The organism is Vibrio sp. MM46, from assembly GCF_027587135.1.
In the GTDB taxonomy this organism is placed as follows: Bacteria; Pseudomonadota; Gammaproteobacteria; order Enterobacterales; family Vibrionaceae; genus Vibrio; species Vibrio harveyi.
Window position 1 is genome coordinate 17,938 of sequence record NZ_JAPPTO010000022.1, and the last position, 22,555, is coordinate 40,492.

Below are 22,555 nucleotides of genomic sequence, written 5' to 3' on the forward strand. Positions count from 1 at the left end.
TTCGGATGTTTTACTTTCTGCGCTTGTAAACCACACAGAAGTTGCCGCGCTTGGTGCGGCACTTAGAGCAGCGTTCACAGTCCACTTCAGCGCGGTTGCCGTCTTTCCAGCGCTTGATCAATTGTGGCTCTGCCAATAACGGACGAGAAAGCGCGAAGAATTGAATCTTGGTGTTTTCAGCCAAGTCTTCAATCGCACAGAAGTCGTTTAAGCCACCTACGGTAATTACCGGTACGTTCACATCTTGGCTGATCACTTGACCGTATTCATGGAAGTAGCCTTCTTCTTGTAGCGTGTAACCATCGAACGATTCACCTACCATGGTGCTTGCGTTGCCATGAATGTTACCCGATACAATGATCGCATCCACGCCCACTTCTTCTAGCTTCTTACAAACAATGCGCGTTTCATCGAACGTCAAACCGCCATCGAAGAATTCTGTGGCTGTCAGCTTCACTAGAATTGGGAAATCATCACCAACTAACTTGCGTGTTTCGGCATAGATTTCCATAAGGAAACGCATACGGTTCTCAAGGCTACCGCCGTATTGGTCTTCGCGACGGTTGTAGTATGGGCTCAAAAACTGGTTGATTAGGTACGTGTGCGCCGCGTGGATTTCTACACCATCAAAGCCAGAATCTTGTGCTCGCTTGCTCGCTAGCGCAAATGCTTTAACGATGTAGTCGATCTCATCTTGAGTCATCGCTTTGCCTTCCGTTTTGGTGCCGCGCTCTGGCACTTCACTTGGAGCAAAAATCACACGCTCGCCAACGTTGAAGGTCGTTTTTGTACCGCCGTAAGCGATCTGCATGACGATCTTAGCGTCATGTTCGTGAACAAGGTCAGTCAGCTTTTTGTATTCATCGATGAAAGAGTCGTTGTAGATCCCCATCATGCCTGCGTTCGGCTTCTCTTCTTCTACGATGTTTGCGTAGCCAGTAACGATCAGGCCCACTTCACCTTTGGCAAGTTCTTCATAAATGTTGTAAAGCTTCTCGGTCATGTGACCGTCTTCCGTTGCCATATTTTCCCACGTTGCACTACGTACAAAGCGGTTCTTTAGTGTCATGTTGCCAATGCGGGCTTCTGAAAACAAAATGCTCAAGTCCAGTCCTCTTAAAATCTGTCTTTTAGTTCTACATACCCAAGTGACTTCAAGATGCAGGATTCAGAGCGTTGTCATTGATTCGAGATCAAGGAAAACAACGCAGCGGAATAGCCTGCTCTTTCCAAGTTGTTTGACACAGAGATCGAATTAATGACACGCTCCCGAAGGGCCCTCTTTGCAAATAGTAAGGGTCTTGGCTCGTATACTTTGTTGTCGATTATTGATTTAGAGTAACTAGATCTTCAAATCGCCGCCGCGTCTACGAACCAAGTCATTCTCGCTGAAGCAAGCATCTCGAGGTTACTTGGGTATAGATCACTACCGAGTAGGAACGAAAAAGGAACAGCGATACACAAAGCATGGCTGTTCCTTCTCTGAATTTCTGTTCAGTGCGATGAGCGACGCGAACCTTACCGCCGAAACTGCGGCAAAACTTTAATCTGGATTAAGGTTTGGTGAGATAGATCACCGATTTCGCATTCATTGGTTTTGTACTCATCACAACTACTGATGTCATCAATCGTTAATTCAGATTTACTTTCCTTTAATGAATAAACGACAGTGGAATCAACTCTAAGCCAAGCACGCCGCTGATGCTCATTACGACCAATAACGACACTTTAAACACCGCTTTGGACCATTGAATGTAGTTGTTGTAATTCACTTTTTGGAATGTCACCCGTGTCCACATAAAGCACACCGCTGCCGAGACCGCTAAATACTCGTAACCGGCTTCACCCAACATAAACAACCCAATAGCGACCACACCAAAAGCCACCACATACGCCTTCATATGTTGATGCGCTTTGGTAATGCCCTCTTTAACGGGAAGAACAGGAATACCTGCATCGCGGTAATCTTGCATGCGGAACATCGCAATCGCGTAAGAGTGCGGCATCTGCCAAAGGCAAAACATGATGAAGAGTAAGATCGCTTCTAAGCTGATGTAGTTCGTCACAGCAAGGTAGCCCACCAGCGGAGGAACCGCGCCAGAAATGCTGCCGACTAAAGTGCCGTAGACCGAATTTCGCTTGTACCACATGGTGTAGAAGAAGACGTAAAACACGTAACCCAAGAGTACAACCACAGCCGAGAGCGGATTCACCAATTGGAACAATAACGCTGTGCCATTAAGCAACAATACCAAAGCGTAAACAAATGCCGCGTCGATGTTGATGTTTCCCATCACCAATTCACGGTTTTGCGTTCGCTTCATTTTTTGGTCGATATCGCGGTCGAAGATGTTGTTCACCACGCATCCTGATGCAATCACAAGCCCGACGCCAACTAACGTTGTTAGCAACAACAGAAAGCTAGCGGGTTCTGATTTTGCGGCGAGGAAAAACCCCGCCGCAACAGAAATCAGGTTGCCGAAAATGATGCCCGGTTTGGTAATAGACAAATAACTTTTCAGCATACCCTAGCCTATAACTTCATGTTGACGTTCATGTTGTAGATGATCCAGATCGATCCAGCGATCAGAATCAACACAACAATGGCGGTAAACATCAATGACACTACGTTCCACTGACCTTCTGACGTCTTCACTTCCATGTGCAGGAAGTACTTAAAGTGCACAAAGATCTGCACAATCGCACAACCAAATAACACAGCATAAGTTGCAGTATCTGGCAGCACTTGCGCCCACACACAATAAAAAGGAATTACGGTCAGGATCAGAGACGCAATAAAGCCTTTTACGTAATCAGAGGCACCTGTATCTAGATGTTGTTCCATTACATAACCCCCAATAAGTAAACGATGGTGAATACACAAATCCAAACGATGTCTAGGAAGTGCCAGAACAAGCTCAAGCACTGGAATCGCATCGACATGTTATCGTTCAAGCCCTTGGTTGACAGTTGGTGGTAGCAAACGGCTAGCCAGATCAAACCAAAGGTTACGTGCAGACCGTGCGTTCCAACCAAAGTGAAGAACGCAGATAGAAATGCACTTTCTTGTGGACCATAGCCTTCAACAATCAGGTGATGGAACTCATACACTTCCATCCCGATAAAGCCGGCACCAAGTAAGAAGGTCACTTTTAACCAACGCTTTAACCCTGCAACGTCTTTGCGCTTCATCGCAATCATGCCGAAGCCAAACGTGATACTACTGAACAACAGCAACATGGTTTCTACAAACACGAACGGCAGTTCGAAAATGTCTTTACCGGTTGGACCCGCAATAGAGCCGCTTTCTAGTACTGCGTAAGTCGCGAACAAAGTCGCAAATAATACACAATCACTCATTAGGTAAATCCAGAAACCAAACAGCTTAATGCCTGCAGAATCATGGTGATGATCGTGGTCGTGAACCGCAACATTAGCTTGCATAGGTCACCTCCAGATCGTCTTTCTTATCGTTGTCTTTCACTTCGTTTTTCTTCGCTTCTTCAAGTTGAGCTCGACGCTCCGCTTCAATCGCTTTGATTTCTTCTATTTCAACGTAGTAATCCACGTCGTCGTTGTAGCTGTGTTGGATACACGTCACGATGATGCCAACAAAGCTCGCAGCTGCCAGCCACCAGATGTACCAGATCATGGCGAAGCCAAACACCAACGCCCATGCAGACACATAAATACCTGTTGGTGTGTTCTTCGGCATGTGAATGCGTTCGTATTCCACTTCTTTGGTTGGATCGAATTCGCCACTCTGCTTTTGGTACCAAAACGCGTCTAGCTCATCGCCTTTTGGTAGGTGTGCAAAGTTGTAGAACGGCGGTGGTGAAGACGTCGCCCACTCAAAGGTACGACCGCCCCATGGGTCACCCGTTAGGTCACGGTTTTGCTCGCGGTCACGAACACTCACGTAGATTTGAATGAACTGACAAGCCACGCCAAGCGCAATCACTGCCGTACCCGCTGCGGCAACCGCCAACAATGGGAAGTATTCTGGGTTAAGGTCTTGGCTTAGACGACGCGTCATGCCCATAAAGCCCAGTGCATAAAGCGGTAGGAACGCCATTAGGAAACCGACAATCCAGCAAATGAATGCACGTTTGCCCCATGTTTCGTTCATGGTGAAGCCAGTTGCTTTCGGGAACCAGTATGTGATTGCTGCGAAACAACCGAATACCACACCACCGATGATTACGTTATGGAAGTGCGCAATCAGGAACACTGAGTTGTGCAGAACAAAGTCTGCGCCTGGTACTGCCATTAGTACGCCCGTCATACCACCTACAGAGAAGGTAATCAGGAAGCCAACTGTCCACATCATCGGCGTGGTAAAGCGGATTCGCCCTTTGTACATGGTGAATAGCCAGTTGAAGATCTTCACCCCGGTAGGGATAGAGATAATCATGGTGGCGATGCCGAAGAATGCATTCACATTTGCACCTGAGCCCATGGTGAAGAAGTGATGCAGCCAAACGACGAACGCCAAAATCGTAATTACGATGGTTGCCCATACTAGCGAGGTGTAACCGAACAGCTTCTTGCGTGAGAAGGTTGCCGTTACCTCAGAGAACACACCAAAAATAGGCAAGATCAGGATGTACACTTCTGGGTGACCCCATGCCCAAATCAGGTTGACGTACATCATCACGTTGCCGCCAAGGTCATTGGTGAAGAAGTGCGTACCGATGTAGCGATCCAACGTCAGTAGCGCGATGGTTACCGTTAGGATTGGGAATGAAATGATGATTAGAATGTTGGCACACAGGGACGCCCACGTGAACACTGGCATCTTCATCATTGGCATAGACGGCGTACGCATGCGCAAAATAGTTGCAAAGAAGTTCACGCCCGTCAGCGTGGTGCCGACACCGGATATTTGCAGCGCCCATATCCAATAATCCACCCCAACTCCGGGGCTTGCCTCAATACCAGACAGCGGCGGATATGCCAACCAACCAGTACGACCAAACTCACCCAAGCCAAGTGACATGTTAGTGAGGATCACGCCCACAACAAACAGCCAGAAACTTAGGTTGTTTAGGTAAGGGAATGCCACATCACGCGCACCAATTTGCAGCGGTACGATGATGTTCATCAAACCAATCACCAACGGCATTGCCACGAAGAAAATCATGATTACGCCATGGGCAGTAAAGATTTGGTCGTAGTGATGTGGTGGCAAATAACCGCTCTCGCCTGCCGCAGAAAGCAGCTGTTGGCTGCGCATCATGACCGCATCAGCAAAGCCACGAATCAACATCACCATTGCCACGGCGATGTACATAAAGCCTAGTTTTTTGTGGTCTACCGAAGTAAACCATTCATTCCATAAGTATTGCCACTTACCCGCTTTGGTTATCGCCGCAACGACAGCTAAACCAACTATCGCGATCACCGCTAGAGTGACGACAATAATCGGCTCGTGATAAGGGATTGATTCAAGTGTTAATCTTCCAAACATTGCGATTATCCTAGATTTTCCGGCAAACAGTTCATTGAACCCGGATGCTGGGTCACGACGTCGGTGAACAAAAATGGTGGAATACTAGAGAACATCTTCACAGGCTCCGCCACCGTTGGTGATGCAAGCGCACGGAATTGCTCCCAGTCTTCGATTCGATCAGGGCTGGCTTTCACTTGTTGCACCCAATTCAGGAATGCAGTGCGATCTTCCATTGCTGCTGCGGTAAATTTCATTTGCGAGAAACCTTTACCGCTGTAGTTAGAAGCAAAGCCTTTGTAATCCCCTGTGTGGTTCGCAATCAGATTCAACTTGGTCACCATGCCTGGCATCGCGTAAATCTGAGTACCGAGACGCGGGATAAAGAACGCGTTCATGATGTTGTCTGAGGTCAGCTTGAACTGAACCGGAACATCTTTCGGAAACGCCACATAGTTCACTGTCGCAATGTTCTCTTCTGGGTAAATGAATAGCCATTTCCAGTCGAGTGACACCACCTCAATGGTGATGGGTTTGACGTCACTTGCGATGGGCTTGGACGGCTCTAACTCGTGAGTAGAACGCCAAGTGATGGTTGCCAGAATCGCAATGATGATGATTGGAATCGTCCACACCACCACTTCGATCTTGGTCGAGTGCGCCCACTCTGGTGCGTATTCCTCGCCAGTATTCGACTCTCGGTAGCGGTAAGCAAAATAGATTGTCATTAAAATCACGGGGATCACGACAATCAGCATCAGTAAAAGCGCTGTAATGATCAGTTCTTTTTCCTGAACGCCAATACTACCTTTCGGGTCAAGTAGAGCAGAGTTACACCCTGAAAGCATAAGAATGGTTCCTGCCAAACTTATCCTCGCTAAGATGCGTTTGTATCTTGAAGCTTCCATTAACTTTCTCGATGGTTAGCCAACAACAGAGCAAGCCCTGCGATTGGTTGTCTTGGTCATTAGAATATTTTTGTGTTGAGCTTGTGCAGCAATGGACTTCTTGGTGGGAGGTATCAAGTTGCTTGATGGTTAAAACCACACTCACAACGTGAGTTTATTGTTACACTTTGAAATACATTGTTACATTCGAGCGCATTATGCGGAGGGAAAAAGGAAAGCTCATTAGCCACAGATGGAAACTAACGTTCCATTTATGAAAGCTTATATTGATATAGGAATAGCAAAACAGGTGCACAACATTAACGTACTACAGCGCATATTCTTTTCTTTACAGTAACTTAAGCAATGTAAACGAGAAGAGTAATCAGTTGCGTATTCGGCACGAGAGTGTGAGCTACATTAGAAAGTGCGAATTAAGGAAAGCGTGACCAGTATCATAGTTATGAATTCACATACTATTTACATGGCATTTCAAATTTCAATCACTGATAACAACATGCCATTCATAGCATCTATGCTTTAGCGAGTAACGGGAAAACCGCCCACTGAACTGTTAACTCAATTTAACACTAAGTAGCGACGTCTTTAGCTTGAGAACATTTCATTCTGTACATTTAAATTTGTGAGTTCATTCGAGGCTAGGAAGCTAACAGTCTTTGTTGGGCTTACGATGAGTTTATTGTTTGATTACGGTGAAAAATCAGGCATTACGGTCATGTCCAAACTTCTTATTATAACGTTTAATTACGTCATCATTTTTTCTTTTACAGTGTGGTTCTGGTCTGACGCAGACGACTCGACTAAAACTGGTTTGTTTTATTTCGTGTTCGGAATGGCATTCTTCCAAAATGCTTATTACACACACAAAATTGAGACACTCAAGAACAAGAAAGAGCCGTAATCGGCTCTTTCTTCACATTCTCATTCCGCCATCTACTTCGAGCACTCGCCCTGTGAAGTAGTCGTTCTCAAGAATGTATTTCACGGCATGAGCAATCTCACTCGTCTCCCCCATCCTACCGACGGGTATCATCTTTTGCAGTCGGTCTATGGCTTCTGGTTTCATTTGATCTGCCATTGCCGTTTTGACGACACCGGGCGCAATAGCCGCAGAGCGAATGCCATATCTGGCGAGTTCTCTTGCCCATGTTGTTGCCATGGTTGCGACGGCAGCTTTCGAGGCAGAGTAATTGGTTTGCCCAATATTGCCCGCTCTCGCCACGCTAGAGATGTTAATGATGGCGCCCTTCGAGCCACTCTCGATCATTTTGACTGCCGCTTCTCGACCACACAAGAAGGTACCTGTGACGTTGACGTTCATCACTAGGTTAAACTGCTCAAGCGACATCTTGGTGATCTCGCCGTCTTTGGCTTTGACTAACAATCCATCTCGCAAGACGCCAGCGTTATTAACTAAGCCGTTTAGCTGTCCAAAATCTTGAAGAATCTCATTAAAGGTATCCTCCACTTCAGATTCATTGGTGACATCAAGTCGATAGATCAATGCTTTGGCACTGAGCATGCGGCATTGTTCTTGGGTATACAGCAGTCCCGTTTCGTTAACATCAAGCAATGCTAAATCCGCGCCCGCTTGAGCAAGGCTGACCGCCATCATCTGTCCTAGTCCTTGCCCCGCACCTGTGATTGCAATGACACTGTTTTTTAAATCCATATCTGTACTCCATTACTGGATAACTTCCATGCTTAAACGCCTGATAGGGAATCTCTCTTTTAACCCTTTTGGTTCTTGTAGAATTCAAACAAGCTTGAAAAGTCGAGTTCTGCATGACCTGCTGCGTTATGGAATGCATAAAGATTACGAGCCAAAGAGCCCATCGGAACAGAAGAGTTGGTTTGCAGCGCCGCATCCAAGCCTAAGCCGAGATCTTTGAGCATCAACTTGCTCATAAAGCCGGGATTGTATTGATTACTCGCTGGCGCAGAGTCCATCACCCCTGGGCATGGGTTATAAAGCTCCAGCGCCCAGTTTCGACCAGAGCTTTGCAGCATGATATTGGATAAGACTTTCGGGTCGAGACCATGGTCAATGCCGAGATTGAGCGCCTCGCAGGTTCCTGACATCAAGATACCCAACATCAGGTTATTACAGATTTTTGCCATCTGACCGTCGCCCGCTTTACCAGCGTGGAACACGTTCTTACCCATGTATTGCAAGATCGCATTGGCTTTGGAGAATGCTTCGTCCGAGCCACCAACAATAAAGGTCAGCGTTGCTGCTTTTGCACCTGCTACACCACCGGAGACGGGAGAGTCGACAAACAACAATCGTTTGTTTTGCGCTTCGTTCGCCACCAAGCGAGCAGAATCTGGATCAATGGTCGAGCAGTCAATCAGCAATGCGTTGTCCTGCACAATGTTGAGTAGACCGACACCACCGTGTAAATCCCCTAAGTACACCGCGCGCACGTGTGCACCTGCTGGTAGCATGGTGATGACCGTTCCTGCGCCATCCACGGCTTCTTCTAACGTACTGGCAACCACTGCGCCAAACGGTTCAAGTTGCTTCGCCGCGTTCACATCCACATCGAACACTTGCACATGAAACCCTGACGCCAATAGGTTTTGTGCCATTGGACTGCCCATGTTGCCCAAGCCAATAAATGCAATGGTACTCATGTTGTTTCTCCTTATTTTCCTAGCTGTGCAAGTGGATGTTCCTCTTCTGACCAAAGAGAAGTGAACAAGGTGTCGATGACGCTTTCATCGACTTCACTGACGCTGTTAAACATCCATTTTGGATTGCCATCTTTATCAACTAATCGAGAGCGCACGCCCTCTTCAAACTCACCGAGTAATGCGCTACGAACTGACAAGGTTAGCTCTAGACGGAAACAATCCGCCAATGACAAACGGTGGTACTCTTTGACTTGTCTAAAACAGATATGTGCGGTGATCGGACTGCCCGCAGCAAACGATTTTTGTGCGTTCTCAAGCCATTGAGTCTCGCCTTCCATTGCTTGAATACGTTGGGCAATCTGATTTAGGTCATAGCCTTTGCAGGCTTCTTTAATTTGGTCAAGATAAGGGCAAATCTGTGTTGTCGGCTTACTGTCGATGACTTGATCTTCCATCAATTGAAGTAACGCACTAACAAGTGATTTGGCATCGGCAGAGCTCCAATCGACTTGTTTCAGCTCTTCTAACAGTTCCGGATATTGCTCTTCCAGAAGCAACCATTCTGCCAAACCGATAGTGACAGCGTCACTTGAATTCACCATTGCACCGGTTAACCCAAGGAACAAACCTACCTCTGGGTCGATTTGGCTTAAGAACCAAGTACCACCCACGTCCGGGTAAAGTCCGATATTGATCTCTGGCATCGCGAGACGAGATTTAGGCGTGACGACTCTATGGCTGGTGCCCATAAATAAGCCCATGCCACCGCCCATCACAATGCCCTCTCCCCAACCAATGATTGGCTTTTGGTAGGTATGAATCAGGTAATCGCATTCGTATTCGAGCGAGAAGTAGTTAGAACAGAACTCGGCAGTCTCTTCTTTGCTTTTGTCGTGCATGACGTGGTACATGGTTCGTACATCGCCCCCTGCACAAAACGCTTTTTCACCCGCCCCGTTGAGGATGACACACACCAAATCAGGGTCATCTTGCCATTCGATAAGTTGGTCGTAGAGCTCTGCCAACATGTCGTAAGTCAACGCATTCAAAGAAGCCGTGTTGTCTAACGTCGCGATACCAATTCGGTGCACGCCGTCTAAGCAATCTATTTCGCTAATGGTTACTTTCCCTGTCATGCGACCTCCTATTGATTCTTCCAGTTGGGTTTACGTTTCTCTAAGAAGGCACGAACCCCCTCGGTTTGATCTTCGGTATCGAATAAGTTTAGAAACAGTTCTCGCTCTTTAATCAGACCATGTCTGAGTGGCGCTGAGCGCATGTTTTGGATAAGCGCTTTACATGCGGTTACCGAAGAAGGCGATTGATTGGCAACCGATTCTGCAAGCTCAATTGCTTTATTAAGCGCTCCACCTTTTTCCACCACTTCTTCCGCTAAGCCAAGTTCTCTCGCTTGTGCTGCACCGACTTGTTCACCGCACAATATGATGCGTTTCGCCCAACCTTCACCGACCAATGCGGTTAGGTTTTGCGTACCACCAGCACAAGGCAGTAATCCGACTTTCGCCTCTGGTAGTGCCAGCACGGCTTGCTCTTCCACCACACGAATATCACACGCCAATGCGACTTCTAATCCACCTCCCATGGCGTAGCCGTTGATGGCAGCGATAGAAACCCCTCGAAATGCAGACAGCGTTTCAAAGGCTTCACCAAAGATACGCGCCATCTCTAACGCCACCGCTTTATCGCCATCGGCAAACAACTTGAGGTCAGCACCTGCAGAGAAAAACTTCTCTCCATTCCCAGTGAGCACTAGAGCGTAAACGTCTTTGTTGTCGTTTAGCGCTAGCACTAGCTCTTTCAATGCGGTTAAGCTTTGTGACGTCCATGTATTAGCAGGCGGGTTGTTCATGGTCACCACCGCAACATGATTGCTGATGGTATGTTGAATCGCTTGTTGTTCTGTTAGTGACATATCTCTGAATCCTTTCTTGATGAAAATGACCTGAGCTTTATGAATAAAAGCAGAGCTTGTCGGCTGCACTTATAGCAATGCGGACTCTTCTGCGAGCAATCGACGCGCGATGATCAACCGCATGATCTCGTTGGTGCCTTCCAAAATCTGGTGCACTCGAACATCACGGAAATAACGCTCCATCGGGTATTCTTTGATGTAGCCATAGCCGCCGTAAAGCTGTAGCGCTTGGTCACAGACTTGAAAGCCGACATCGGTTGCAAAGCGTTTTGCCATGGCACAATAAGTCGTGGCGTCTGGGTCACCTCGGTCTAACTTGCTGGCGGCGTACCGCACCAGTTGGCGGGCAGCGACAAGCTCGGTTGCCATGTCTGCCAGTTTGAATTGCAATGCTTGGAATTGAGCTAATGATTTGCCGAACTGTTTACGTTCTTGCATGTACTTCGCCGCTTGATTCAACGCTTGCTGAGCCGTACCGACAGAACAAGTAGCAATGTTGATGCGTCCACCATCCAAACCTTTCATGGCGAACACAAACCCTTGTCCCTCTTCACCGAGCAAATGTGAGGCAGGAATAGAAACACTATCGAAAGTCACCGCGCGTGTTGGCTGACTGTTCCAGCCCATTTTCGGCTCTTTACGTCCGTAGCTAATGCCATCTGCATCGGCGGGGACAACAAATGCAGATACACCTTTCGCGCCCGCATCGCCGGTTCTCGCCATCACAACTAAAACGTCAGTATCGCCTGCGCCAGAGATAAAGGTTTTGCCGCCGTTGAGAATGTAGTTATCACCTTGCTTAGTCGCAGAAGTCGTCAGAGACGCCGCGTCCGAACCTGCGTTTGGTTCAGTTAAGCAATAAGATCCGAGAAACTCACCCGTAATGAGTTTTGGGCAGAATGCGTCTTTTACTTCATCGGTCGCAAAGCTCGCGACCATCCAAGTCACCATGTTGTGAATGGTCATAAATGCGGTGGTCGATGTGCACCCCATAGAAAGTTGCTCGAAAATGATAGACGCATCTAACCGGCTTAAGCCCAAACCGCCTTGTTCTTCTGGGGTGTAGAGGCTCAAGAAACCGAGTTCTCCTGCCTCTCGTAGGATGTCTTTGGGGAAGATTTGTTTTTCATCCCACTCTGCTGCCATTGGCGCTAAACGTTCTGCCGCAAACTGCTGAGCCGTGTCGGCAAACATACGTTGATCTTCGTTGAGTTCAAAATCCATATGAGCTCCTTACTTCGTTAGCGCAAGTTAATGGTGAGGTTTGGACCGGTTGGGATATCGTCATCAAACCAACGAGCCGTCACAGTTTTGGTCTCGGTGTAGAAGCGCACCGCTTGTTTGCCGTAGGCGTGCAAATCTCCATAGAAGCTGCCGCGCCACCCAGTAAACGAGAAGAATGGCAAAGGCACTGGAATCGGCACGTTTACACCTACCTGACCGACTTGAATCTCATGTTGATACTTTCTCGCCGCCGCACCATTCGCAGTGAAGATGGAAGTGCCGTTGCCGTATGGGTTGCGATTCACCAGATCTATCGCTTCTTGTAACGTGTCGACCTCAATACACACCAAAACAGGTCCGAAGATTTCTTGGGTATAAATCGACATCTCGGTGGTGACGCCGCTGAATAAAGTAGGACCAATCCAGTTACCTTCAGGGAAGCCTCCCACTTCACATTGGCTACCATCAAGTTCACACACCGCACCTTGTTGTTTGCCTTCTTCAATCAAACCGAGCACACGCTGTTTTGCTTGTGCGCTGATCAAAGGACCGTACGCGGCATTCTCGTCATCCCAAGCGCCAGGGTGCACTTTCGCCATCTCTTGCTTTAGGTCGGCAATCCACTCTTTCGAACTACCTACAAACACAGCAACAGATATCGCCATGCAACGTTGCCCTGCCGCACCAACCGAAGAGCCAACTAAGTTGTTCACCACTTGGTTTTTGTTTGCATCTGGCATTACTACCATGTGGTTTTTCGCGCCAGCAAAGGCTTGAACACGTTTGAAGTTCTGTGTGCTTGTGGTGTAAATGTATTGCGCTACGGGTACAGAACCAACGAAAGAAACGGCTTGGATATCGGGATGTTTCAGCAACAAGTCGACTTGCTCTTTACGACCGTGCACGATTTGCAGAACACCTTTTGGCGCACCCGCTTCTTCGAACAGCTCAGCCAAGCGAATTGACGTGAGAGGCACTTGTTCAGAAGGTTTGAGAACAAAAGTATTCCCGCTCGCAATCGCAATTGGGAACATCCACAAAGGGATCATGGCAGGGAAGTTAAACGGCGTAATACCGCAGCACACTCCAAGTGGTTGAATCAGCGAATAGCTGTCGATATAGGTCGCAACGTTCTCGACGGTTTCTCCCATCATGTTGCTGGCAATATTGGCAGCTTGCTCGACGACTTCGATACCACGCCACACATCCCCTTTTGCATCCGCAAAGATCTTACCCGTCTCGTGAGACAGCAGCGTCGCCAGCTCATCATGATGTTCTTTCAGTAGATGTTGGTAGCGCAGCATTAAGCGTGCACGCTCCGAAACTGCGACATCTTTCCAACAGGTAAAGGTGGCTTTTGCACTCTCAATTGCCGCGTGCATCTCTTCATCCGTTGCGCATGGCAAGCGCGCAATCACGTCATTTGTGGCTGGGTTTGTCACTTCTACCCAATCCGTTGCTTGAGATTCACGAAACTCACCATCGATGAATAAGGGAACCGTGCGAGTCATAATCTAGTCCTTTGTTAACGTTTGTCGTAATTGGAATGAAAGCGGTATCTCGATACCAATGGCAGTGGCTTCACCACCACCGATACACAGTGATGCAACACCGCGCATCACTTTTTTATTGTTGTTGTCGCCATCTACACCAAGCGATTGCAGTTGGCGTAGGCTATGAATGAGGGTCACTAAAATACGAGCTCCGCTTGCGCCAATTGGATGCCCAAGCGCACACGCACCGCCTTTGATGTTTACTTTGTCTTTATCGATGCCTAACTGGCGTACCGCGATTTGCGTGACAACGGCGAAAGCTTCGTTGATCTCCCAAAGATCGACCTCGTCCACTGACCAATCGAGTTGAGATAACAACTGCTCTATTGCAAAGACAGGCGCGAGGGTAAATTCGGCGGGCTTTCTGGCGTGGGTTGAGTGCCCTTTGATGATTGCTAATGGCGTTAAACCTTGATGCTGTGCCACCTGCGAGTCCATTAACACCAAGGCTGCAGCACCATCGGATATCGCACTTGAGTTTGCAGCCGTCACCGAGCCGTTTTTATCGAACGCGGGTTTGAGTTGAGGGATCTTGTCGAGCTTGATGGAGCGAGGATGCTCGTCGTAATCCAATGTTGAAGCGCCATGGCGAGTCGTGATTTCTATCGGTGAGATTTCATCGTTAAACAGATACTGCTCTTGCGCTTCCAACGCTCTTGTCGCAGATAGGATTGCCCATTCATCCATTTGTTCACGAGTAAACTCCGAACGGTCAGCCGTCTGCTGCGCATAGACTCCCATCAAATGCCCTTCATACGCATCTTGAAGACCGTCGAGAAACATATGGTCGTGAGTAGATTGGTGACCCATTCGCATGCCGTTACGCGCTTCTTTAAGCAGATACGGCGCATTGGTCATGCTTTCCATACCACCAGCGACGGCACTGCGAATGCTGCCCGCTTTGATAAGATCGTGAGCTAACATGACGCTTTTCATGCCAGAGCCACACACTTTATTGACAGTGGTACAGCCTGTCGTCAGTGGAAGATCTGCACCTAGCGCTGCTTGTCTGGCTGGTGCTTGTCCGCACCCCGCAGGTAATACGCAGCCCATGTAGACTTCGTCGACTTCGCTAACACCACTCGCATCCATTGCCGCTTTGATAGCAAATGCCCCTAATTGAGGCGCTGAATAACCTTGTAACTGACCTTGAAAGCGCCCGATTGGCGTTCGCTTTGCACTGACAATCCAGATGTCGTTTCCCATGATCTCGTCCCTTCTGACGATAATTCACAGTTCACGAACTCATCCCTCACACCTGCTACCACGGAGCTTTCACACAGAATGTGGTGTCACTCCAGCCTCTCATAAAACGATGAATTTTCGCACTGTGATTTCTTGACGTTTACGTAAGCATAGCACTAACATTTACGTTAACGTAAAGAAACACATTAATAACAACACAAATTTACTCTCATGCTTTTAGCTAGCCCGTTTAGCTCAAGGCTTGAAGGGATTTTAAGAAGCCAAAACTATTCATTAGAGGGAAAAACCGAGTGGATAAATTCAAGATAAGTGACCTCGCCAAAGAGTTCGACATCACGACCCGAAGCATTCGTTTTTATGAGGATGTTGGGCTGATAGAGCCGGAACGAAAAGGCAACATTCGCGTGTATCAACGCAGAGATAAGATCCGTCTCAAGCTGATTTTACGTGGTAAGCGATTGGGTTTTTCGCTTGCGGAAATTCGAGAGTTGTTCGAGCTTTACGATACCCAACAAAGCGATGGTCAGCTGCTTAAAATGCTAACCATTATTGATGAAAAACAAGCGCACTTACAGCAGCAACTGGACGATATTAGCGTTGTAATGAACGAGCTGGAAACCGCCAAAGAGCGATGCAAACAAGCGCTAAGCGACAATAAAACTAACAGCCAATAACTAAAAACTTGTAACGACTAAAACAAACAAGAATAACCATAATTTCCAAGCCCAAGCAGTGTAACTCGAACTAACAACCGCAGTACTTTCAACAGGGAAATGTTATGAAAAGCAGCTACACCCCACTCAACTTTGGGCTTGGTGAAACCATCGATATGCTCCGAGACCACGTCAACGCGTTCGCCACCGAGCATATCGCCCCCATCGCCGCAGACATCGACCGCGATAACCAATTCCCCAATCATTTGTGGTCCAAGTTTGGTGAAATGGGTTTGCTCGGCGTAACCGTCGACGAAGAGTTTGGCGGTGCAGGCATGGGCTATCTTGCTCATGTTGTTGCGATGGAAGAGATCAGCCGAGCTTCGGCGTCTGTCGCGCTCAGTTACGGCGCGCATTCCAACCTTTGTGTTAACCAAATCTTTCGCAATGGCTCCCCTGCTCAACGAGAAAAGTACCTACCTAAACTCATCGATGGTTCTCACGTCGGCGCACTAGCCATGAGCGAGCCGAACTCAGGTTCTGACGTGGTTAGCATGCAGCTTCGTGCAGAAGATAAAGGCGACCACTTTCTGATGAACGGCAACAAAATGTGGATCACTAACGGTCCCGATGCCGACACCTTAGTGGTTTATGCGAAAACCGATCCCAATAGTGGATCTCGCGGCATCACCGCTTTCATTATTGAGCGAGAATTCGAAGGTTTTAGCCATGCACAGAAGCTCGACAAACTTGGAATGCGCGGCTCCAACACCTGTGAATTAGTGTTCCAAGATTGTGTCGTGCCAAAAGAGAATGTGTTAGGCGAGTTAAACCGTGGTGTCGAAGTTTTGATGAGCGGTTTGGATTACGAACGCGTGGTATTAGCAGCTGGACCGCTTGGCATCATGCAAGCCTGTATGGACGAAGTGGTTCCGTATGTTCATGACCGCAAGCAGTTCGGCAAATCCATCGGTGAATTCCAACTCGTGCAAGGAAAGCTCGCTGACATGTATTCACGCATGAACGCCGCCAAAGCTTATGTTTATACCGTCGCAGCCGCCTGTGACCGAGGTGAATGTACACGTAAAGATGCCGCTGGCGTGATCCTTTACAGCGCCGAACTTGCCACACAAATGTCGCTCGATGCTATTCAGCTGTTAGGCGGCAATGGCTACATCAACGAATACGCGACTGGGCGATTACTCCGTGACGCCAAACTGTATGAGATTGGTGCTGGCACTTCTGAAATTCGCCGCATGCTGATTGGACGAGAGTTGTTCGAAGAGTCTCGCTAACCCACCGACAAGGAAGTCACTATGGCAATCATTAAAAGTAAAACCAAGCCAACCGACGAGCTGTTTTTGTCGAATAAAGCGGTCATGACCGAGTTGGTAAACAACCTTAATGCCAATATTAAAGCCATCAAGCAAGGTGGCGGACAAAAAGCCATTGACCGCCAGCGTCTGAAAGGAAAACTGCCCGTTCGTGAGCGTGTTATGCACCTTTTGGATGAAGGCAGCGAGTTTCTTGAAGTCGGACAATTCGCCGCGTGGAACGTCTACGAAGAATCAATTCCATGCGCAGGTGTCGTCGCGGGCATTGGCACCATTGAAGGCACTCAATGCATGGTGATCGCCAATGATCCTTCCGTCAAAGGCGGCACCTATTACCCGCTCACCGTGAAAAAGCATCTACGGGCGCAAGAGATCGCCCAACGTTGCCAACTACCTTGCGTCTATTTGGTGGACTCTGGTGGCGCGAACCTCCCTCACCAAGCGGAAGTCTTCCCTGATAAAGAGCACTTTGGGCGTATCTTCTTCAATCAAGCCAGGATGTCGGCACAAGGTATTCCTCAAGTGGCGGTTGTGATGGGGCTTTGTACCGCAGGCGGCGCTTATGTACCTGCGATGGCGGACGTTTCCATTATGGTCAAAGAACAAGGCACCATCTTCTTGGCAGGTCCTCCGCTAGTAAAAGCCGCTACGGGAGAAATCGTAACCGATGAAGAGCTAGGCGGTGCCGACGTGCATTGTCGCAAGTCTGGCGTTGCCGATTACTATGCAGAAAATGACCAGCACGCTTTGCAACTCGCGCGCGAAGCCATCTCTAATACCAATCAATCACTCCCCATTCAAAGCGACAAACCGGTTTTACCACCACGTTACGACGCCGAAGAGATGTACGGCATCGTCAATGCAAACTTGCGCTTGTCTTTTGATGTTAGAGAGATCATCGCTCGTGTGGTTGATGACTCAGACTTCGATGAATTCAAAGCACTTTATGGCAAGACCTTAGTATGTGGCTTCGCACGAATTCACGGCCATCTGATTGGCATTGTGGCGAACAACGGCATCTTGTTTTCTGAGTCCTCACAGAAAGGCGCGCACTTTATTGAGTTGTGTGCCAAACGCAAAATTCCCCTACTGTTTTTGCAAAATATCACTGGGTTTATGGTGGGCAAAAAGCTTGAAGCAGAAGGCATTGCCAAGCACGGCGCGAAACTGGTGATGGCGGTTGCATGCGCGGATGTGCCTAAGTTCACCGTGATTATTGGCGGCTCTTACGGTGCAGGCAACTACGGCATGTGCGGTCGTGCTTATGACCCAACCATGATGTGGATGTGGCCAAACGCACGAATCTCCGTCATGGGCGGAGAACAAGCCGCTGGCGTGCTCACTCAAGTGCGTCGAGAAGTGAAAAAACGCCAAGGTGAAGAATGGCCAGAGCCCGAAGAAAGTGCATTCCGAGAATCTATCGTAGACTTGTATGAGTCTCAGGGTCATCCCTACTACGCCAGCGCGCGTTTATGGGATGACGGCATCATCGACCCAAAAGAGACGCGTCAAGTATTGGCTCAAGCCTTAAAAGCCGCGCTCAATGCGCCAATTCCTGACAGCAACTTTGGCATATTCAGAATGTAGCAATGTAGAGAAGAAAGGACGTCACATGCAGGATCATCAACCGAGTATCATCCCCAATACCCAACGACAAGATGAAGTACTTTGGAACGTCGATGAATTCGGCGTCGCAACGCTTACGCTCAATCGCACAGAGAAGCACAATGCGTTTGATGCCTGCATGATTGATCTGCTGATCCACAGGCTGGACTACCTCGCCTTGCGTACCGATGTTCGATGCTTAGTGCTTCGAGGAAACGGCAAACATTTCTCCTCTGGTGCTGATTTGAATTGGATGAAATCCATGGCAAGTAGCACCAGAAAGCAAAACCTAGAAGACGCGCAGAACCTTGCACGTCTGATGCATACATTGGACGCTTTCCCTCAGCCTACTATTGCGGTTGTGCAAGGTTCCGCTTTTGGTGGCGCATTGGGCTTGATCTGTTGCTGTGATATCGCCATCGCAGCGGATAATGCGAACTTCTGCTTGAGTGAAGTCAAACTGGGGCTGGTTCCAGCAACCATCTCTCCTTATGCCATGCGAGCAATGGGCAACCGACAAGCTCGTCGTTACATACTCAGCGCCGAAGTGATTAACGCCGCTAAGGCTGAAAAGTTTGGCATTGTGCATGAGGTTCATAAGCTGGATAAAATCGAAGCCGTGGTAGAAAGCTTGATTGATTCTTTGCTGCTCAATAGCCCAGATGCGATGCGAAAAGCCAAAGCGTTATGTCATCAATGCCACCAAAATCCGATTGATGGTCAGCTTATCCAATACACGAGCCAGCTCATCGCCGACATTCGCGTATCGCCGCAAGGACAAGATGGCTTGCAAGCCTTTCTGGAGAAACGAGAACCGGGTTGGATAAACAAGCCAACAAAGGGCAAGAAATGAATTTGCCAAACAAGGTAAATATTGTCGAAGTAGGTGCGAGAGACGGTCTGCAAAACGAATCACCGGTGTCCACGCAAGCCAAGATCCGCTTAATCGACCTACTCTCAGATACAGGACTCACCCATATTGAGGCAGGCTCTTTTGTCTCGCCTAAATGGGTACCTCAAATGGCGGACTCACTCGATGTGATGAAGAAAATCACCCGCCGCCACAACGTCATCTACTCAGCCCTAACGCCTAATGTGCAAGGCTTTGAAAAGGCACTAGAAGCCGGCGCTACCCAAGTCGCGATCTTCACCTCTTCATCGGAGGGCTTTTGCCAACACAACATCAATTGCTCGATTGCGGATAGTCTTACCCGCTTTGAACCAGTAATGGAATTGGCAGCAAAGCATAACATTCCCGTTCGGGGTTACTTATCTTGCGTGGCAGACTGCCCTTACGACGGGCCAACCAAGCCCGAGCAAGTCGCAAGAGTCGCTAACCTGCTGATGGAATTAGGGTGCTATGAGGTTTCACTTGGAGACACCATAGGTACAGGCACGCCGATACGCATCGCTAAAATGTTAGAAGCCGTACAAGTAAAAGTCCCAACCAATAAGTTTGCGGTGCATTTTCACGACACATGGGGGCAAGCGTTGGCGAATATCTACCAAGCCTTAACGATGGGCATCAATACCATTGATAGTAGTGTGGCTGGGCTTGGTGGCTGCCCTTACGCTCATGGCGCTTCAGGTAATGTTGCTACCGAAGATGTGCTCTACCTTTGCCAAGGCTTAGGAATCGAGACCGGAGTAGATTTGGAGTTGCTTGCCAAAGCAGGATGGATGATCAGTGAAGAATTAAACCGTCAACCTATCTCGAAGGTGTCGATGGCATTAAAACAACGTTAATCATAAAACAAAAAAGCAGCCTTGCTTAACAGGGCTGCTTTGCATCTTCTAAGTACGATGAATTTTAGATAAAAAAGGCGTTAAAACTTGTAAGTAGAACCAACATACCAAGAGCCAATAGACTGGTCGTAATCTTTAATCGGAGTTTCTAGCGTGTAATGGTCAACTTCATAGCCTGCACGGAATGCAAGACCGCCTAGCATTACTGGCGCATATTCCAAGCCAATACCGAGGCGAACCGTGCCGCCATCATCTTTATGATTGTAGTTTTTGCCTGGGTTATTTTCTTTTACTTCGTAACTGATTGAACCTAAACCAAGCGTCGCAAAAGGACGCAGCCCATTGTTGAATGTGTAACCGACATTTGCTGCTACAGTAAACGTATCGTGGCTTAGTTTTAGGGCTGAGATATTGTGCACTTTCACATCAGTATCCGCATATTTAGTGTATTGCGCTTCAATAGCAATAATGCGGTTGATTTGGTAGCCAGCAATCAATTTGTAAGCAGAGCCATCTGTATCTGAGGTCAACGGAACGCTTCTTCCTGATCGTAGAGCGAGTTGGTGACTTACATCATTCATGAATCCCGCATCATCGAAATCAGTGCTTCCGACACCCGCACCAAGGTAAAAACCACTCACATCGTGAGCAGATGCAAAGCTAGAAACGAGTGCTGTAAGAAGAAGAGTCTTTTTCATTTTGAATTATCTTTACCGTGTTGTTTGTTTCGGCATACTCTAAAAGCATGCCCAATCAATAACTAAACGGAAATCAAATTGTTTTTACATTTATATTTACATATCCCTATTAAAAGAGAGGCTTAAAAAACACTCAAAAATATCAAGTCAATGATTTTTAAAGGTTTATTTTCATTTAAACTGTCAGCTTGATTTATAAATTAATCTCGGTAGACTGTGCCGCTTTCAAAATAAAATTAGGTTCTCTTAACTTTTTAATCTCGTTTATCGAGATAGAAGTTGCCTTCTAAAAAGCCAATTTAGCAATGAAATCGATTCAGTTTTCAAACTTAACTTTAGAGTGTGCAACAAGGACGTTACGTAATCAAAATGGAAATACAATAGTTCTCAGACCTCTTCCTTACGAGGTTCTTATGCTGCTCTTGCAGAAAAATGAGCCCGTATCCCGAGAAGAGCTTTTCGAGACATGCTGGGAAGGATTGGTCGTGACCGATCAAGCACTAACCAACGTGGTTTCGGGTCTGCGTCGTAATCTTCTTTCTTTGAAAGCACAAAACGCGGAAATCAAGACCATAAGTAAAGTCGGTTATTTTATTCAAGCCGAATCCATTGAAGTCTTGCTACAACCAGTATCTCAGATTGCAGAGCCTACTTCAGAAGCCATTCGCAATATTGAGAATGAAAGAGTAAAACACCCCCTTCGTGTGCAAAAGAAAGCCAGTACTTTTCTTCTTGCAACGGTGTATGTCATTAGTGCTCTTACCGCTTTATTCACCCTTTTATGTGTTAAGCCACTTTTTGTGAAGCCAAACTACATAAAAAAGGATAACTATAAACACCTAGTCGTTGGTCAAACCAATTTCTATTTGCATGACGCAACTCATGGGTTTATTTCTGCCAGTGATTTAAACCAGATACTCAATGAACTAGCTCAATCACAATGCAATGCGGACGTTTACATACGCCTTTTCCCCTCGATCTATGAGCCAAATACGATGGCTTTAACCATTTGGTTTCAAAAACCTAACGGAAATAAAAACCATGTGTATCGCTACTTTAATGTTCAGAGAGAGCACCTTCGAGAATATATAGCTGACTCTTACGTAAATAAGGAGGCTATATGCGAATTTTAACGATTGTATTCGCAGCCATTGCGTCTGCATTTGCCGTCTATTACGGGCAATTTGAGGAGTACGATTTTAGCGGAACTCGATGGCGTTGTTCTGAAGCAAAGGCAGGTTTCACCTCTGCAGCATATCGTCAATATAAAAGCATCGAAGAGTATACAACTATCTATTTTCCTTCGAATACCAGCGTGATTTATTATCAATCAGGCGTGCTCAATCATAAGTCTGGTTTAAAAGAACCTTTTGAAATTGTACTCACAGCAAAAAATGACGTAGACGGTCAGCGAATTCAGCAAAAATTCAACACTGTCGATTGGAATCTGACACCAACAGAGTCTCCCCTGTTTATCAGAGATAAAGATAGTTTGGTCGGTTTTGAGTCTGATTTAAATTACTTTATTCAAGACGAACGTCTTTTCTTCTTCAACGCCAACGAAAGTGAAGATGTGAACATTCCTTGCCATAAAGTTTGATTGCTTGGG

General features: G+C 47.4%; 21 protein-coding genes. 7 read left to right on the plus strand and 14 right to left on the minus strand.

Features of this window, described 5'->3' with window-relative positions; genetic code table 11:
* Positions 1 to 10: 10 nt before the first annotated feature.
* The 13 genes from OH459_RS21090 to OH459_RS21150 all read right to left on the minus strand — a co-directional run bounded on the left by OH459_RS21090 (position 11) and on the right by OH459_RS21150 (position 14,910).
* Positions 11 to 1,105 carry an NADH:flavin oxidoreductase gene (locus OH459_RS21090; RefSeq protein ID WP_269988562.1) on the minus strand — a complete coding sequence of 365 codons (1,095 nt, stop codon included), beginning with the start codon at positions 1,103 to 1,105 and terminating at the stop codon, positions 11 to 13.
* A 547-nt stretch (positions 1,106 to 1,652) separates the two neighbouring features.
* Positions 1,653 to 2,525, minus strand: a complete 873-nt coding sequence (gene cyoE, locus OH459_RS21095) for a heme o synthase (protein ID WP_269988564.1) — start codon at positions 2,523 to 2,525, stop codon at positions 1,653 to 1,655.
* An 8-nt stretch (positions 2,526 to 2,533) separates the two neighbouring features.
* The gene (cyoD, locus tag OH459_RS21100; RefSeq protein WP_005443825.1) at positions 2,534 to 2,845 is read right to left on the minus strand and encodes a cytochrome o ubiquinol oxidase subunit IV; all 312 of its coding nucleotides are present in this window, start codon (positions 2,843 to 2,845) and stop codon (positions 2,534 to 2,536) included.
* Positions 2,845 to 3,444: a cytochrome o ubiquinol oxidase subunit III gene (cyoC, locus tag OH459_RS21105; RefSeq protein WP_005451611.1), complete on the minus strand. Its 600-nt coding sequence runs from the start codon at positions 3,442 to 3,444 to the stop codon at positions 2,845 to 2,847. Before cyoC ends, cyoD begins: the two co-directional genes overlap by 1 nt.
* Positions 3,434 to 5,470 carry a cytochrome o ubiquinol oxidase subunit I gene (cyoB, locus tag OH459_RS21110; RefSeq protein ID WP_269988566.1) on the minus strand — a complete coding sequence of 679 codons (2,037 nt, stop codon included), beginning with the start codon at positions 5,468 to 5,470 and terminating at the stop codon, positions 3,434 to 3,436. Before cyoB ends, cyoC begins: the two co-directional genes overlap by 11 nt.
* A gap of 5 nt (positions 5,471 to 5,475) precedes the next feature.
* Positions 5,476 to 6,357 (minus strand): ubiquinol oxidase subunit II, encoded by an 882-nt coding sequence (gene cyoA / locus OH459_RS21115; protein WP_078609229.1) that lies wholly within the window; start codon positions 6,355 to 6,357, stop codon positions 5,476 to 5,478.
* A gap of 913 nt (positions 6,358 to 7,270) precedes the next feature.
* On the minus strand, positions 7,271 to 8,029 hold the full coding sequence (locus tag OH459_RS21120) for an SDR family oxidoreductase (RefSeq protein ID WP_269988569.1): 759 nt from the start codon (positions 8,027 to 8,029) through the stop codon (positions 7,271 to 7,273).
* Positions 8,030 to 8,088: 59 nt separating this feature from the next.
* Complete coding sequence (gene mmsB / locus OH459_RS21125) at positions 8,089 to 8,994, minus strand: 3-hydroxyisobutyrate dehydrogenase (RefSeq protein WP_005451602.1); 906 nt, start codon at positions 8,992 to 8,994, stop codon at positions 8,089 to 8,091.
* 11 nt (positions 8,995 to 9,005) lie between these two features.
* On the minus strand, positions 9,006 to 10,130 hold the full coding sequence (locus tag OH459_RS21130; RefSeq protein ID WP_269988572.1) for an enoyl-CoA hydratase/isomerase family protein: 1,125 nt from the start codon (positions 10,128 to 10,130) through the stop codon (positions 9,006 to 9,008).
* Between the two features lie 8 nt (positions 10,131 to 10,138).
* Complete coding sequence (locus OH459_RS21135) at positions 10,139 to 10,927, minus strand: enoyl-CoA hydratase (protein WP_256892200.1); 789 nt, start codon at positions 10,925 to 10,927, stop codon at positions 10,139 to 10,141.
* 69 nt (positions 10,928 to 10,996) lie between these two features.
* Positions 10,997 to 12,151, minus strand: coding sequence for an acyl-CoA dehydrogenase family protein (locus tag OH459_RS21140; protein ID WP_269988575.1), 1,155 nt, complete (start codon positions 12,149 to 12,151; stop codon positions 10,997 to 10,999).
* Between the two features lie 17 nt (positions 12,152 to 12,168).
* The gene (locus OH459_RS21145) at positions 12,169 to 13,662 is read right to left on the minus strand and encodes a CoA-acylating methylmalonate-semialdehyde dehydrogenase (protein WP_269988577.1); all 1,494 of its coding nucleotides are present in this window, start codon (positions 13,660 to 13,662) and stop codon (positions 12,169 to 12,171) included.
* A 3-nt stretch (positions 13,663 to 13,665) separates the two neighbouring features.
* Positions 13,666 to 14,910 (minus strand): thiolase family protein, encoded by a 1,245-nt coding sequence (locus OH459_RS21150; RefSeq protein ID WP_269988579.1) that lies wholly within the window; start codon positions 14,908 to 14,910, stop codon positions 13,666 to 13,668.
* Between the two features lie 290 nt (positions 14,911 to 15,200).
* Here OH459_RS21150 and OH459_RS21155 point away from each other — a divergent pair, with 290 nt between their 5' ends.
* From OH459_RS21155 to OH459_RS21175, 5 genes are all read left to right on the plus strand, one after another.
* Positions 15,201 to 15,584, plus strand: a complete 384-nt coding sequence (locus OH459_RS21155; protein WP_009704658.1) for a MerR family transcriptional regulator — start codon at positions 15,201 to 15,203, stop codon at positions 15,582 to 15,584.
* Between the two features lie 104 nt (positions 15,585 to 15,688).
* Complete coding sequence (locus tag OH459_RS21160; protein ID WP_269988582.1) at positions 15,689 to 16,858, plus strand: isovaleryl-CoA dehydrogenase; 1,170 nt, start codon at positions 15,689 to 15,691, stop codon at positions 16,856 to 16,858.
* 21 nt (positions 16,859 to 16,879) lie between these two features.
* Entirely contained in the window at positions 16,880 to 18,484 is a 1,605-nt protein-coding gene (locus tag OH459_RS21165; protein WP_269988584.1) for a carboxyl transferase domain-containing protein, read from the plus strand.
* A 25-nt stretch (positions 18,485 to 18,509) separates the two neighbouring features.
* On the plus strand, positions 18,510 to 19,355 hold the full coding sequence (locus tag OH459_RS21170; RefSeq protein WP_269988586.1) for an enoyl-CoA hydratase-related protein: 846 nt from the start codon (positions 18,510 to 18,512) through the stop codon (positions 19,353 to 19,355).
* Positions 19,352 to 20,248: a hydroxymethylglutaryl-CoA lyase gene (locus OH459_RS21175; RefSeq protein ID WP_269988649.1), complete on the plus strand. Its 897-nt coding sequence runs from the start codon at positions 19,352 to 19,354 to the stop codon at positions 20,246 to 20,248. The genes OH459_RS21170 and OH459_RS21175 overlap by 4 nt, the downstream gene beginning before the upstream one ends.
* An 80-nt stretch (positions 20,249 to 20,328) precedes the next feature.
* Here the strand turns inward: OH459_RS21175 and OH459_RS21180 are convergent, their stop codons facing one another.
* Positions 20,329 to 20,946 carry a porin family protein gene (locus tag OH459_RS21180; RefSeq protein WP_053052299.1) on the minus strand — a complete coding sequence of 206 codons (618 nt, stop codon included), beginning with the start codon at positions 20,944 to 20,946 and terminating at the stop codon, positions 20,329 to 20,331.
* Positions 20,947 to 21,251: 305 nt separating this feature from the next.
* Between OH459_RS21180 and OH459_RS21185 the strand changes: the two genes are divergently transcribed.
* Both OH459_RS21185 and OH459_RS21190 read left to right on the plus strand, forming a co-directional pair.
* Entirely contained in the window at positions 21,252 to 22,079 is an 828-nt protein-coding gene (locus OH459_RS21185; RefSeq protein WP_269988588.1) for a winged helix-turn-helix domain-containing protein, read from the plus strand.
* A complete protein-coding gene (locus OH459_RS21190; RefSeq protein WP_005451582.1) occupies positions 22,067 to 22,546 on the plus strand; it encodes a hypothetical protein in 480 nt (159 codons plus the stop codon). Before OH459_RS21185 ends, OH459_RS21190 begins: the two co-directional genes overlap by 13 nt.
* Positions 22,547 to 22,555: the final 9 nt, after the last annotated feature.